This window comes from Pseudomonas sp. HS-18, assembly GCF_020401845.1.
GTDB lineage: Bacteria > Pseudomonadota > Gammaproteobacteria > Pseudomonadales > Pseudomonadaceae > Pseudomonas > Pseudomonas nitroreducens.
This window is the reverse complement of the sequence record NZ_CP084413.1, coordinates 329,825-342,850: the sequence shown is the minus strand read 5'-3', so window position 1 is coordinate 342,850 and position 13,026 is coordinate 329,825. Positions and strand designations below refer to the sequence as shown.

General features: G+C 65.6%; 12 protein-coding genes. 2 read left to right on the top strand and 10 right to left on the bottom strand.

The window, feature by feature from the left end:
• Positions 1 to 10: 10 nt before the first annotated feature.
• Positions 11 to 478: an Rsd/AlgQ family anti-sigma factor gene (locus LDJ84_RS01605; RefSeq protein WP_024766399.1), complete on the bottom strand. Its 468-nt coding sequence runs from the start codon at positions 476 to 478 to the stop codon at positions 11 to 13.
• A 257-nt stretch (positions 479 to 735) separates the two neighbouring features.
• On the bottom strand, positions 736 to 1,221 hold the full coding sequence (locus LDJ84_RS01600; RefSeq protein ID WP_065086199.1) for a disulfide bond formation protein B: 486 nt from the start codon (positions 1,219 to 1,221) through the stop codon (positions 736 to 738).
• A 116-nt stretch (positions 1,222 to 1,337) separates the two neighbouring features.
• Here LDJ84_RS01600 and LDJ84_RS01595 point away from each other — a divergent pair, with 116 nt between their 5' ends.
• A complete protein-coding gene (locus tag LDJ84_RS01595) occupies positions 1,338 to 2,423 on the top strand; it encodes a PQQ-dependent sugar dehydrogenase (RefSeq protein WP_065086198.1) in 1,086 nt (361 codons plus the stop codon).
• A 48-nt stretch (positions 2,424 to 2,471) separates the two neighbouring features.
• Here LDJ84_RS01595 and LDJ84_RS01590 read toward each other — a convergent pair whose 3' ends face one another.
• The 6 genes from LDJ84_RS01590 to LDJ84_RS01565 form a co-directional block, all read right to left on the bottom strand.
• The gene (locus LDJ84_RS01590) at positions 2,472 to 3,704 is read right to left on the bottom strand and encodes a heme biosynthesis HemY N-terminal domain-containing protein (protein WP_226045805.1); all 1,233 of its coding nucleotides are present in this window, start codon (positions 3,702 to 3,704) and stop codon (positions 2,472 to 2,474) included.
• On the bottom strand, positions 3,701 to 4,822 hold the full coding sequence (locus LDJ84_RS01585) for a uroporphyrinogen-III C-methyltransferase (RefSeq protein ID WP_169889123.1): 1,122 nt from the start codon (positions 4,820 to 4,822) through the stop codon (positions 3,701 to 3,703). The genes LDJ84_RS01590 and LDJ84_RS01585 overlap by 4 nt, the downstream gene beginning before the upstream one ends.
• Before the next feature lie 27 nt (positions 4,823 to 4,849).
• Positions 4,850 to 5,608 carry a uroporphyrinogen-III synthase gene (locus LDJ84_RS01580; RefSeq protein WP_037014658.1) on the bottom strand — a complete coding sequence of 253 codons (759 nt, stop codon included), beginning with the start codon at positions 5,606 to 5,608 and terminating at the stop codon, positions 4,850 to 4,852.
• The gene (gene hemC / locus LDJ84_RS01575; RefSeq protein ID WP_084358393.1) at positions 5,605 to 6,543 is read right to left on the bottom strand and encodes a hydroxymethylbilane synthase; all 939 of its coding nucleotides are present in this window, start codon (positions 6,541 to 6,543) and stop codon (positions 5,605 to 5,607) included. Before hemC ends, LDJ84_RS01580 begins: the two co-directional genes overlap by 4 nt.
• Positions 6,544 to 6,656: 113 nt before the next feature.
• Entirely contained in the window at positions 6,657 to 7,403 is a 747-nt protein-coding gene (gene algR, locus LDJ84_RS01570; protein ID WP_226045804.1) for an alginate biosynthesis regulator AlgR, read from the bottom strand.
• Positions 7,404 to 7,407: 4 nt separating this feature from the next.
• Positions 7,408 to 8,478, bottom strand: coding sequence for a sensor histidine kinase (locus LDJ84_RS01565; protein ID WP_226045803.1), 1,071 nt, complete (start codon positions 8,476 to 8,478; stop codon positions 7,408 to 7,410).
• A gap of 233 nt (positions 8,479 to 8,711) precedes the next feature.
• On the opposite strand from LDJ84_RS01565, the gene argH reads away from it, so the two are divergent.
• A complete protein-coding gene (gene argH / locus LDJ84_RS01560) occupies positions 8,712 to 10,106 on the top strand; it encodes an argininosuccinate lyase (RefSeq protein WP_037014656.1) in 1,395 nt (464 codons plus the stop codon).
• Between the two features lie 54 nt (positions 10,107 to 10,160).
• On the opposite strand, the gene LDJ84_RS01555 is transcribed toward argH, so the two are convergent.
• Positions 10,161 to 11,357, bottom strand: coding sequence for an HDOD domain-containing protein (locus LDJ84_RS01555; protein WP_226045802.1), 1,197 nt, complete (start codon positions 11,355 to 11,357; stop codon positions 10,161 to 10,163).
• Between the two features lie 250 nt (positions 11,358 to 11,607).
• A complete protein-coding gene (gene gabT, locus LDJ84_RS01550) occupies positions 11,608 to 12,888 on the bottom strand; it encodes a 4-aminobutyrate--2-oxoglutarate transaminase (RefSeq protein WP_024766390.1) in 1,281 nt (426 codons plus the stop codon).
• Between the last annotated feature and the right edge of the window lie 138 nt (positions 12,889 to 13,026).

Here is a 13,026-nt window from a genome sequence, read left to right as displayed (position 1 = left end):
TTCCCTTCGCTCAGGCCAGGACGGCTTTCTGCTCGTGGGCGTTGTGCAGTACTTCGATCAGGCAGTCTTCCAGTTCGAAGCGTTCGTGCAGTTGCTGGCGCAGACTCTTCAGTTCGCTGGTCAGGCAGGTGCCTTCGCGGCAGTCGCCATTGTCGCAACGATCATTGAAGTTCAGCGCGTTGGCGGTGATGGTTTCCAGGCGCGGGTAGATCTGCTTGGCCAGTTCCAGGCCCCGCGTATCGCCGAAGGCCTGCGCCTCGTTCATCAGCTGCTCGTAGACTTCGAAGTGGCCCGCCGACACGTAGTCGAGCAGGAGCTGACAGAAGTTCTGGAGATTCTCGGCGTTGGTCTTCGGCGCCTGGACACCGTCCAGGGAATCGAATGCCCGGACCAACTCATGTCGATCCCGCAACCAGCGGTCGATCAGCTGGTGTACGCCTCCCCAACGTTCCTGGGCATTACGGCAGCTCTCGAGCATGTTGTCCTCACTTCCCTTTTCGCCGTCCCGGCAAAGTCCGCCCCGGGACAATATTCTGTCGAATCTCGACATCCGCGATGTGTGAAGCTTGTTCGGCGGCGGCTTTCCGACGGAGTGGAAATCCAGAGTATGCCCCCCCGTTATCGCCTTCAAGACACCGGTAACGGGAAAATTCATACGAGCGTTTAATCGACAGGCCCCGACGCCTCTGGCCTGCGCCGATGCGGCGCAGGCCATGGCGATTTGAGATGCGACGCTCAGCCGCGGCGGCGGAAGAACTGCACGATGGCGAACAGGGCGAAGCCGATGAAGGCCAGCAGGCTCCACTCCGGGATGCTCATGCCGAGCAGGGTCCAGGAGACTTCGGCGCAGTCGGCCGAACCGTGGAACATGGTCCAGATGATGTCGGCGTAGGGCATGCTCTCCATCATGTATTCCAGCGGCGGCAGGCAGGACGGCAACTGGTCCGGCGGCAGAGTCTGCAGCCAGACCTGACGGCCTGCGGTACCGGCGCCACCCAGGGCGCAGAGCAGGATCAGCACCGAGTACAGCCGCGGAGCACGGCCATGCAGCGCGGCGATCAGCGAGAACAACCCGCAGCCGGCAAAGAAGATGCGCTGCAGAATGCACAGCGGGCAGGGCTCCAGCCCGATCATGTATTGCAGGTAGAAGCCCGTGCCGAGCATGGCGACGCAAGCGAGGAAAGCGAGGAAGAACAGGGACCGAGGGCTGGCCAGATTCATGGCGGCTCCGCTGAAAAGCGCTGTTGCAGGAAAGGCCGCTACGGTAGAGGAAACACCGCGATCAGTTCAAGGTAAGTGTCTAGACTGGCCGTGGCACTCATCCGGGAATCCATGCCATGCGTCGTCATTTCCTGCTTTGCTCGCTGCTTTCCCTGACAACAGTTCCAGCCATCGCCGCCACAGACCTCAGCCACATCCGCTTGCCTGAGGGCTTCCATATCAGCCTGCTGACTGACCAGGTTCCCGGCGCGCGCGCCATGGCCTGGGGTGACAAGGGCACGCTGTTCGTGGGCAGTCGCTCCTCCGACAAGGTCTACGCGGTGAAGCCCGACGGCCAGGTGAAGGTGCTCGCCGATGGCCTGCAGATGCCCGTAGGCGTGACCTTCCATAAGGGCGACCTGTACGTGTCCTCGCTCAGCCGCATCGTCGTGCTGCGCGATATCGAGGCACATCTCGATGCTCCCCCAAAGGCTGAGGAGCTGCGCGCACAGTTTCCGAAAGAGACTGCGCACGGCTGGAAGTTCATCGCCTTCGGCCCGGACGACAAGCTCTATGTGCCGGTCGGTGCGCCGTGCAACATCTGCCGCCCGGATCGCGAGCAGTACGCCAACCTGCAACGCATGAACGCCGATGGCAGCGCGCGGGAGGTGGTCGCCTACGGCATTCGCAACACCGTCGGTTTCACCTGGCACCCGCAGACGAAGCAGCTGTGGTTCACCGACAATGGGCGCGACCTGCTGGGCGATGACAAGCCCGACGACGAGTTGAACAAGGTCAGCACGATGGGCGAGGATTTCGGCTATCCCGACTGTCACCAGGGCGACATCGCCGACCCGGAGGAAGGCAGGAAACCCTGCTCCGCCTTCACCCCGCCAGTGGCCAGACTCGGCCCGCACGTGGCCGCGCTGGGGCTGCGTTTCTACACCGGCGAACAGTTCCCGGCCGAGTACCGCAACAACCTGTTCATCGCCGAACACGGCTCGTGGAACCGCACGCAGAAGATCGGCTACCGCGTGGCGCGGGTCGAACTCAACGAAGACGGCACGCTGAAGCGCCAGGGCGTCTTCGCCGAAGGATGGCTCGACAAGGACGGCGAGGTGCACGGGCGGCCGGCGGACGTCTTGGTAGCGCCGGACGGCTCGCTGCTGGTCAGCGACGATCAGAATGGCGCGATATACCGCATTCGCTACGGCAACCCCTGAAAACGAAAACGGCGCCCTCGGGCGCCGTTTTCACCGCTGGCGGCGGGATCAGGCACGCACCGCCAGCGCCGACGAAGTCGGCGAGGCCAGCAACCCCAGGCCTTCCTGGAACAGCTGGTTGCTGCGCTCTACTTCACCAAGCTGCGCCAACAGGCGCGCCAGTTCGGCGCAGGTTTCCGCGCTGCGCTGGCGGTCCAGGCTGGCTTCCAGGTATTCGCGCGCCTTGCCCCACAACTTGTTCTGCAGGCACAGGCGACCAAGGGTGAGCAGCAGCTCCGGATCGTCGCCGTGCTGCTTCAGCCAGCCTTCGGCGGTCTTCAGCTGGTGGGCACCATCACGGCCACGGGCACGGCCATAGAGGTGCACCAGACGGCTGTCGTAGCCCTCCTTGAGCGCCTTGCGCAGTACTTCCTCGGCCTCTTCCGGCGCCCCCAGGCGCAGCAACTGATCGGCGTATGCGGCCACCAGCGGCGGTTGCGCACGAAGGTTGGTCGGCACGTTCTGCCAGCGCTGGGTCAGCGGCTGCAGGCTGCCTTCGCCCTGGCCAACGCCCTGCTCGCCCGCCTCCCCCAGCGCGGCCATCCAGGTACGGCGCTCCAGATCGGCCAACTCGGCGTTCTGCAGCACGCGCTCCTTGCGCAGCTCGGGCAGCAACACGCACAGCGCCTGCCACTCGTGGAGGCTGACGTACAACTGCTGGAGCAGGCGCAGCACAGTCGGGTGACGCGGGTGATCCTGGTGCAGCTTGTCCAGCACCACGCGGGCGCGGGCGAAATCGCCCCGGTTGATCAGCAGCTGCGCGCGGGTCAAGCCCACGGCGAGCTCGGTGCCGGGCTCGCGCTCCTGCGCGCGGTCCAGCAATTCGTCGCATTCTTCGGTCTTGCCCAGCTCGTTGGCCGCGCGGGCGGCGCCCAGGTAATGCGGCAGTGGGCGATCGCTCAGCTCCGCGGCACGACGCAGGTGACGCAGCGCCTGCGCCCAGTGGCCTTCAGCGAGATCACGCTGGCCATGCTCCTCGGCCAGCTGCGAGCGGCGGCGGCGATTGAAGCGCGACCAGGGATTCACCACCCGCCCGGACACGCCCAGCAAGCGCAGTACCAGGCGCACGGCGAGATAGATCACCCAGAGCACCACCAGCAGCGCGAGGAAGGTCCACAGGCTGGATTCGTAGCGGAAGCTCTTGTAGGCGATCAGCACGTAACCCGACTGCTCGGCGATAGCCAACCCGACCAAGGTGGCCGCCAGGACCACGGCGAGGATCAGGACATAGACGCGGCTCATGGCTGGGTCCCCGCGTCCGGCGCCACCGCCTCCTGCTGCTGCACCGCGCTTTCGCGGCGCGACAGGTAGGCCTGCAGCGAACTCAGGGCCGGGCCGAGGTCCGGCGTCTGCACGGTGACGGCCTGGCCGCTGAGCTCATCCAGGCGCGCAATCAGCGCACGGCTGTCGGCGAGGTCAGCGTTGAAGAAGTCGCCGACGATCTGCTTGGCCTGCTTCAGTGCCTGCTCGTAGACGTCCTGCTTGCCATTCAAAGCGGCCCACTGCGCCTGTTCCAGGGCGAGGCTCAGAGCCAGGCGCACACGGTCCAGTTGCTGGCCGGAGAGCAGCGGGCGGATGTCCTGGCCGGCGTTGAAATCGATGCGCACATAGCGAGAGATGCGTTCCCACCACTGGTCCCAGGTGCTGCTGCCATCACCCCAGGCGGTGCTCGGGCCGGTGCCGCCCTCGGAGGGCTTGAACGCCGGGTTCAGTGGTTGCAGCTGGGCAGCCTGGTCACGCAGCGCGCCCAGTTGCAGGAACAGCCCGGTGCGGTCCGGGCGCGGCAGGGCGCGCAGCGCTTCGAGGCTCTTGGCCAGTTGCGCACGAGCGGCGAAGGCGCCCGGATCATTGTTCACGCGAAGAATGTCGTCCGCGCCCTGGACCAGTTCGGTCGCGCTGTCGATGTCCTGCAGCGCGGAGAGGCGCAGCGCGGCCAGACGCAACAGGTGCTCCGATTCGGCCAGTCGCCACTGCTGGCGGCTTTGCCCCAGCACCTGCTTGACCTGCTTGGCCAACTGCTGCTGGTCGCCCTGCAGCTCCACCACCAGGCGGCGACGGGCTTCCAGCTCATCGGCGTTGGGCAGGGTGTCCAGGCGCTTGCTCAGGTCCGCGTTGGCACTCTGCACACCCTGCGCCTGGGCGCGGGCATCTTCCAGTTGCGCAGCGCGCTGCTGCTCGGCGCCTTTGAGCTGCTGGACCTGCCAGATGCCCCAGCCGCCTGCGACGAGGCCAGCGGCGCCGACCAGCAGGGCCAGCAGGGCCAGCAGCGCGATACCCGTGCCACCCTTGCGCGGGGCCGGCGCGGGGGCCGGACTGGGCGATGTTGGTGAAGTCTCTTGGGGAGTGACGGCTTCGCTCACAGATCCATCCTTCGCTCAGAAATTATTCTATTCGGCGCTTCTCAGCGCCTCCATCAGTGCCACAGCGCTGGCGCCCCGACAATCGATCACTCGCTGCGCCCCCATCTCCCGCGCCTGCTCAGCCACACGCGGGCTGGGCACGAACAACGGCATCGCACTCACCTGCGGCCAATCCTGTGCGGCGAGCAGCTGCAGATGTTCCAGCCCCTGCCCACTACTGACCGCGATGGCATTCAAACGCTCCCGCTGAATTCGCCGCAGCAATTCGCCTTCGGGGTAGCACGGCATTTCGCGCCGGTAGAGTTCCAGATAGTCCACCGCCACGCCTTGGCCGCGCAGGCGCTCGGCAAGAAATTCTCGGCCACTCTCGCCGCGCATGATCAATACCTTCGGATCATGCACCTGCAGGGCCTGCTCGAACGCTGGCAGGGCCAGCAGGGCTTCACTGTCGTCACCGCCCTGCGGGCAGACCACATCCAGACCGTAGTCTTCCAGGATAGCCGCCGTGGCCGCGCCCACGGTAAACCAGCGCTGGGTCAGCGGCGGTTGCGGCCAGTAGCGGTCGAGCCGCTCCAGGCCCAGGCGCGCCGCGGGCTTGCTGACCACGATAACCGCGCAGTAGCGGTCCAGGTCAAGGATCAGGCTGCGTTCGGCGGGTGTCTCTTCGCGAGGCGTGATCGTCAGCAAGGGCAGGCAGTCGCCGTGGATACCGTACTCGGCGAGGGTCGCGGCGAGTGCCGCGCAGTCCTCTTCGGGACGGGTCAGCAGCAGCCGCCAGCGGCTCACGGGTGACCGGCCTCGCCGTAGACTGCGGTGAGGATTTCCTCGGCGCCCTGGCCCAGCAGGTCTTCCGCGACCTTCACGCCGAGGGTTTCGGCTTCGGCCAGCGGGGCGCGAGCTTCGGCGCGCAGCAACTGGCTGCCGTCGGGCTGGCCGACCAGGCCGCGCAGCCACAGTTGCTCGCCTTCGAGGATGGCGTAGCAGGCGATAGGCACCTGGCAACCACCGTTCAGGCGCTTGTTCAGCGCGCGCTCGGCAGTGACGCGCAAGGCCGTCTCGCGGTGATGCAGCGGCTGCAGCAGGGCGTGTATTTCCGCGTCGGCAGCGCGGCACTCGATGCCCACCGCACCCTGGCCGCCGGCCGGCAGGCTGGCTTCGACGCTGATGGAGGAGCGGATGCGGTCTTCGAAACCGAGGCGGATCAGACCTGCGGCGGCAAGGATGATGGCGTCGTATTCGCCGGCATCGAGCTTGGCCAGTCGGGTATTGACGTTGCCGCGCAGGAAGCGGATCTGCAGGTCCGGGCGGCTGGCCAGCAGTTGGGCCTGGCGGCGCAGGCTGGAGGTGCCGACCACGCTGCCGGCGGGCAGGTCGTCGAGGCTGGCATAGGTGTTGGAGACGAAGGCGTCGCGCGGGTCTTCACGTTCGCAGATGCAGTACAGGCCCAGGCCTTCGGGGAAATCCATCGGCACGTCCTTCATGGAGTGCACGGCGATGTCCGCGTCGTTCTCCAGCAGGGCGGTTTCCAGCTCCTTGACGAACAGGCCCTTGCCACCGATTTTCGCCAGTGGCGCATCCAGCAGCTTGTCGCCGCGGCTGGTCATCGGCAGGAGGGTCACGGTCAGGCCGGGGTGGGCCTGCTCCAGGCGGGCCTTGACGTATTCGGCCTGCCAGAGTGCCAGGGCGCTCTGGCGCGTGGCGATACGGATTTCGCGAGACATGGGCATTTCCAGGCAAAGGAAGCGTGCAAGAAAGTGCCCGCATGATAACAGCTCACGCAAACGAAAAGCCCGGGGGCCGCCCCCCGGGCTTCAGGCGCTGCGGCACTGTGTCGCTACAGGTTGTGCATGAGCCGCCGGACACCGGCGACATGACGGCGGCTGACAGTCAGCGCATCGCCGTTGAGTCCTTTCAGGTACAGCTGGAAGTGCCCCAGCGGGGTGCGCTGCAGGCGCTCGATACGTTCGCGGGAAACCAGCGCGTTGCGGTGGATGCGCACGAAGCGATCACCGAACTCGTCTTCCAAGGCTTTCAGCGGCTCGTCCAGCAGCACTTCGCCGCCAGCGTGGCGCAGGGTCACGTACTTGTGGTCGGCGATGAAGAAGATCACGTCTTCCAGCGGAATCAGCTCGATGCCCTTGCGGGTCCGCGCGCTGATATGGCTGCGCGGGGCGGGGCCGCCGGCCGCCGGGGGCTTGGTCAGCGCCGCCAATTGCACGCGATTGGGCCGCGAGGCCTTCTTCAGGGCCTCGGCCAGGTCCTCGCTGCGGACCGGCTTGACCAGGTAGCCGACCGCACTGACCTGGAACGCCTCCAAGGCGAATTCATCATGGGCGGTGCAGAAGATCACCGCCGGCGGGGCTTCGCGCTCGCACAGCTTGGCGGCGACCTGAAGCCCGTCCAGGCCGGGCATGCGGATATCCAGCAGGACAATATCCGGCTTCAGGCTGTCGATCAGCGTCAGCGCTTCTTCACCGTTGCTGGCGGAGGGCTCGAGGACACGATAGCCGTCCAGTTGCCCCACCAGCCGGGCCAGGCGCTCTCGCGCCAGGGGTTCGTCATCGACGATCAGGACATTCATAAGATCAGGCTTCCTGCATGAGACGCGCACATGGATAGCGTAGACAGGTGAAGTGCCGTCCGTCACGGCGCTCGACGCTGAGACTAGCTTTTGGCCCGAAAAGTGCCGCAAGTCGCGCTGCAATATTTTGCAGGGCCTGCTTGGTCCCCTTCGTGGGCAGCGTCTCGGTCGATTCGTCGTACGGGTTGCTCACGCAGAGCTGGAACACACCGTCACGGTAGTCCGCCTCAACTTTCACCAGCCCGCCTTCGATGCGCGGCTGGATGCCATAAATCAATGAGTTCTCGAGCAATGGCTGCAGCGTCAGCTGGGGAATCGGCACGCCGTCGGGCACACCGCTCACCTGCCAGTCCATTTGCAGCCGGTCGCCAAGACGGAACTGCTCAATGGAAAGATAGCGTCTGGCCAGCTCAAGTTCCTCTCCCCATGAAATTAATGTTCCAGGTTTGGCCAGGCTGGCGCGAAAAAGATCCGAAAGATTCAGCACCGCCAGCTCGGCCTTGCCCGGATCGATCTCGATCAGGCTGGCGATGCTGTTCAGGCTGTTGAACAGGAAGTGCGGACGGATGCGCGCCTGCAGCGACTCGATCCGCGCCCGCAATTCGGCCTGTTCCTGCCGCCGCCACTGGCTCTGGAGATAAAAGTAGCGTAGCAAGAGCGTGGACATGATGAGCGCAATCAACGCGTGGCGCAGGTAGAGGTTGACTTCGCCGGTGCGCGACATGGGGCCGCCGAGGGAGAAATAATCCGCCACCGCCGTGCAGCCCAGCGTCAGCAGGACCACCAGGACGCAGCTGAGCAACCCGGAGAACCACGCCGGCCAGCGCGCCATCAACGGGCGCAACTGGCACAGCAGGCCGGCCGAGAGCAGCACGATCCACTGCACGAACAGCGAGGACAGCGCCAGGCGCACCCAGTTGAAGCTGGGGGTCATCGGCTCGGCGAGCACCAGCACGAGTACCAGCAGCTCGGCGAGCAGCACGAGGCTGAACAGCGCTTCGGGCTGACAGAGTTCGGGGATGAAGAAGTCTTCGTTGGGCGCCGGCTGGGCGCCGGTCTTCGTCAGTCTGGGCATCGACGCAGTTTCCGTAAGCGCCTGCGCGGCGGCAAGCACCGCATGCGACCAAAAGCCTGGAATTGTCGGCCAGCGCAAGGATCGGCGACCGCCCCCGCGGCGATTCGCCGCCGCTAGCCTGCCGCAACCCGCCAAAGCGCCGCCGGTTTTGTCCCTCAGCCTGCTATTATCGTCGCACTTTGCCCTTCATGCAGGCCGCGCGCCGCGCCTGCCCGTTTCAGCGAGAGAGATTCATGAGCGTAGAGAAGACCAACCAGTCCTGGGGCGGCCGCTTCAGCGAACCCGTCGATGCCTTTGTCGCCCGCTTCACCGCTTCCGTCGACTTCGACAAGCGCCTCTATCGCCACGACATCATGGGCTCCATGGCCCACGCCACCATGCTGGCCAAGGTCGGCGTGCTGACCGACGCCGAGCGCGACACCATCATCGATGGCCTCAAGCAGATCCAGAGCGAAATCGAGGCCGGCACCTTCGACTGGCGCGTCGACCTGGAAGACGTGCACATGAACATCGAAGCGCGCCTGACCGACCGCATCGGCATCACCGGCAAGAAACTGCACACCGGCCGTTCGCGCAACGACCAGGTGGCCACCGACATCCGCCTGTGGCTGCGCGACGAGATCGACCTGATCCTCGCCGAAATCACCCGCCTGCAGCAGGGCCTGCTGGGCCTTGCAGACGCCGAAGCGGACACCATCATGCCCGGCTTCACCCACCTGCAGACCGCGCAGCCGGTGACCTTTGGCCACCACCTGCTGGCCTGGTTCGAAATGCTCAGCCGCGACTACGAGCGCCTGGTTGACTGCCGCAAGCGCGCCAACCGCATGCCCCTGGGCAGCGCCGCGCTGGCCGGCACCACCTACCCGATCGACCGGACCATCACCTGCGAACTGCTGGGATTCGAAGCGATCTCCGGCAACTCGCTGGACGGCGTGTCCGACCGTGACTTCGCCATCGAGTTCTGCGCCGCCGCTGCTGTGGCGATGATGCACCTGTCGCGCTTCTCCGAAGAACTGGTGCTCTGGACCAGTGCCCAGTTCCAGTTCATCGACCTGCCCGACCGCTTCTGCACCGGCTCCTCGATCATGCCGCAGAAGAAGAACCCGGACGTACCGGAGCTGGTGCGCGGCAAATCCGGCCGCGTGTTCGGCCACCTCGCCGGCCTGCTGACCCTGATGAAGGGCCAGCCGCTGGCGTACAACAAGGACAACCAGGAAGACAAGGAGCCGCTGTTCGACGCTGCCGACACCCTGCGCGACAGCCTGCGCGCCTTCGCCGACATGGTTCCGGCGATCAAGCCCAAGCGCGAGATCATGCGTGAAGCGGCCCGCCGTGGCTTCTCCACCGCCACCGACCTCGCCGACTACCTGGTACGCCGCGGCCTGCCGTTCCGTGACTGCCACGAGATCGTCGGCCACGCCGTGAAATACGGCGTGGACAGCGGCAAGGACCTCGCCGAGATGAGCCTGGACGAGCTGCGCCAGTTCAGTGACCAGATCGACGACGACGTGTTCGCCGTGCTGACCCTGGAAGGTTCGGTGAATGCCCGCGATCACATCGGCGGCACCGCGCCGAACCAGGTCCGCGCCGCTGTCGTGCGCGGCAAGGAACTGCTGGCTTCGCGCTGATCGCGCTACTCGCCAGAAGCAAAGGCCGCGTCAATCGACGCGGCCTTTTTCGTTTCAGCTTCTGCCTAGAAAGCCCAGCTGCGCCGGCGTCAGCCGCAACATCCGCGCCGCCTTGTGTTCGGTCAGCGTCGGCAATTCATCCTCTGGCAAGCGCGCTGCGCTGGAAGCCAGGTTGACGATCAGCGCCTCGCGGCTGAACACGCCGTTGTCGATGGCGTAGGCCGCGGCGATCAGGTTGCGCAGTTCCAATGGCAGGCGCCAGCGGGTGCGCAGGGCGGAGCCAAAGCTCGCGCCGTGCTCCTTCAGAGACTTCTCCACCTCCGCCTCGCTCAGCGCGCCACCGGCGCTGTGCCAATCCTGCAGGCTGCGCAGCAGCGCGAGGTCCCCCAGGCAATGCAACAGCCCGGCGGTGAAGCAGCGGTCGGCATCGGCCCCCAGGGACTCGGCCAGGGCGAAGGCGCCATCGGCAGTGTGCCGCGACAACTCCCAGAAGCGCTCGGCGCGCTCTTTCAGCAACGGGTCGGCCAGTGTCGCGGCGCGCTGCAACGCGACCGCCAGCATCAGGTTCAACGCCTGCGCCACACCCAGGCGCGACAGTGCCTGCATCAGCGTCTGGCAGGGCATTCCGACATGCCGTGCAGCGCTGTTGGCGGCAGAGATCAGGCACGCGGTGATCTGCGGATCATGGCCGAACTCCTGTTCGAGCATTTCCAGGTTGATGTCACTGGCTTCCATGCAGCGATTCACCGCTGCACCGACCTCGCCCATCAGCGGAGCGCCCTCGGTGGCGTCGCGTTCGGTTTGCAGGAAGCGCTCCAGCGACAGGCTCTGCTCCAGCGTGGGCAGCTCGCAGACGACATTCTCGCCCGGCGCCAGCAGCAGCGAGCGCAGCCGCTCGCGCAGGTTCTCGGCGTTGAAAGGTTTGACCAGGTAGGCCGTAGGCGCCAACGGCAAGGCAGCACGCACGCTGGCGGCATCGGCCTTGGAGCTGATCAGGATGAAAGGCTGGGCAACCGGCCCGCGACGGCGCATGCGCACATGGCGCAGCAACTCCAGGCCGTCGCTGCCGGGCAGCTCGCGCTCGGCCAGGATCAGGGCAAAGGGATGACGGCGACAGGCCTCGATGGCGGTATCGCCGTCTTCGCAGAATTCGACGCTCGCGTCGCAGCGTACGCTCAGCACCAGCTGGCCAAGCAGCTCGCGGCTCCAGGGATCGCTGGCAGCCACCAGCACGCCGGGAGAAACGCTCATGGATCACACCTCATTCGGGACGAATGCCGTCGCGGGCGGAAACAACCGATCCAGAGCCTTCCCTGCCGAGTGCCCGGTCCTTCGGATGCCGCCGGCCAGCGGCCTACGGATACTGCGCAGCGTAGTCCAAAGCCCTCAGGCTTCCCATGCGCGCCATCAACTTCGGAGGACAATTCTCACAAAAAAAAGCGCACAAAAAGAAAGGCCCGCTTGCGCGGGCCTTTCTCCTGAACGGCTAGGGCGATGAAGCTCAGGCCAGTTCGTCGAAGCACTCGGCCAGGATGGCCAGGCCTTTGTCCAGCTGCGCGTCCGGGATGGTGACGGGCATCAGGAAGCGGATCACGTTGTAGTAGGTACCGCAGGAGAGCAGGATCAGACCTTTCTCACGGGCACGAACCACGATCTTGCTGACCAGTTCAGCGGCCGGCTTGTTGTGATCGCCGCCTTCGAACAGCTCGATGGCGATCATCGAACCCAGGCCACGAACGTCGCCGATCACCTTGTGCTTGGCCTGGATGTCGCGCAGGCCAGTCTTCAGGCGCTCGCCAACGGCTTGCGAACGGTCCAGCAGCTTCTCTTCGTCGAACACTTTCAGCACGGCCAGGGCCGCGGCGCAAGCGATCGGGCTACCGGCGTAGGTGCCGCCCAGGCCGCCCGGAGCGATGGCGTCCATGATCTCGGCCTTGCCAGCAACGCCGGAGATCGGGAAGCCGCCGCCAACGGATTTGGCGAAGGTGGTCAGGTCCGGGACGATGCCCAGTTGCTCGGTGGCGAAGAAGGTGCCGGTACGGCCAGCGCCGGTCTGCACTTCGTCAGCGATCAGCAGGATGCCGTGCTCGTCGCACAGGGCGCGCAGGCGCTGCATGAAGGCCTTGGAGTTGACGTAGAAGCCACCCTCGCCCTGAACCGGCTCGATGATGATGGCAGCGATGTCGCGCGGCTGAGCGTCGTTCTTGAAGATGCGCTCGATGCTGGCGATCGACTCGTCTTCGCTCACGCCGTGCAGTTCGCACGGAGCCAGGGCGCGGAAGATGCCGCCCGGCATCAGGCCCATGCCCGCGGAGTACGGAACGACCTTGCCGGTCAGGCCCAGGGTCATCATGGTACGGCCGTGGTAGGCACCGGTGAAGGCGATCACGCCAGCGCGGCCGGTGGCGGCACGGGCGATCTTGACGGCGTTCTCAACGGCTTCGGAGCCGGAGGTGACCAGCAGGGTCTTCTTCGGGAAGTTGCCCGGAACGCGCTTGGCGATTTCTTCAGCCAGCTCGATGTAGGGCTCGTACGCCAGCACCTGGAAGCAGGTGTGGGACAGCTTGGTCAGTTGCTCCTGAACGGCAGCGATCACTTTCGGGTGCAGGTGACCGGTGTTCAGTACGGCAATGCCGCCGGCGAAGTCGATGTATTCACGACCTTCGACGTCCCACACGGTGGAGTTCTCGGCGCGCTCGGCGACGACCGGGTGGATCTGGCCTACACCACGCGGTACGGCGGCCTGACGACGTTGCAGCAGGGATTCGTTGGTTTTGCTCATAGCTTCCTCAGTGGCCGCTCATCGGGCGACCGGATCAAAGGATGAAAGCGGGGGAGAAGCCTCACGCGACAGCATACGATGATCGACTGTCGTGGAACTTGCGGCCCGCCAGACGGGTTGTCCGGTGCTACCACCGGA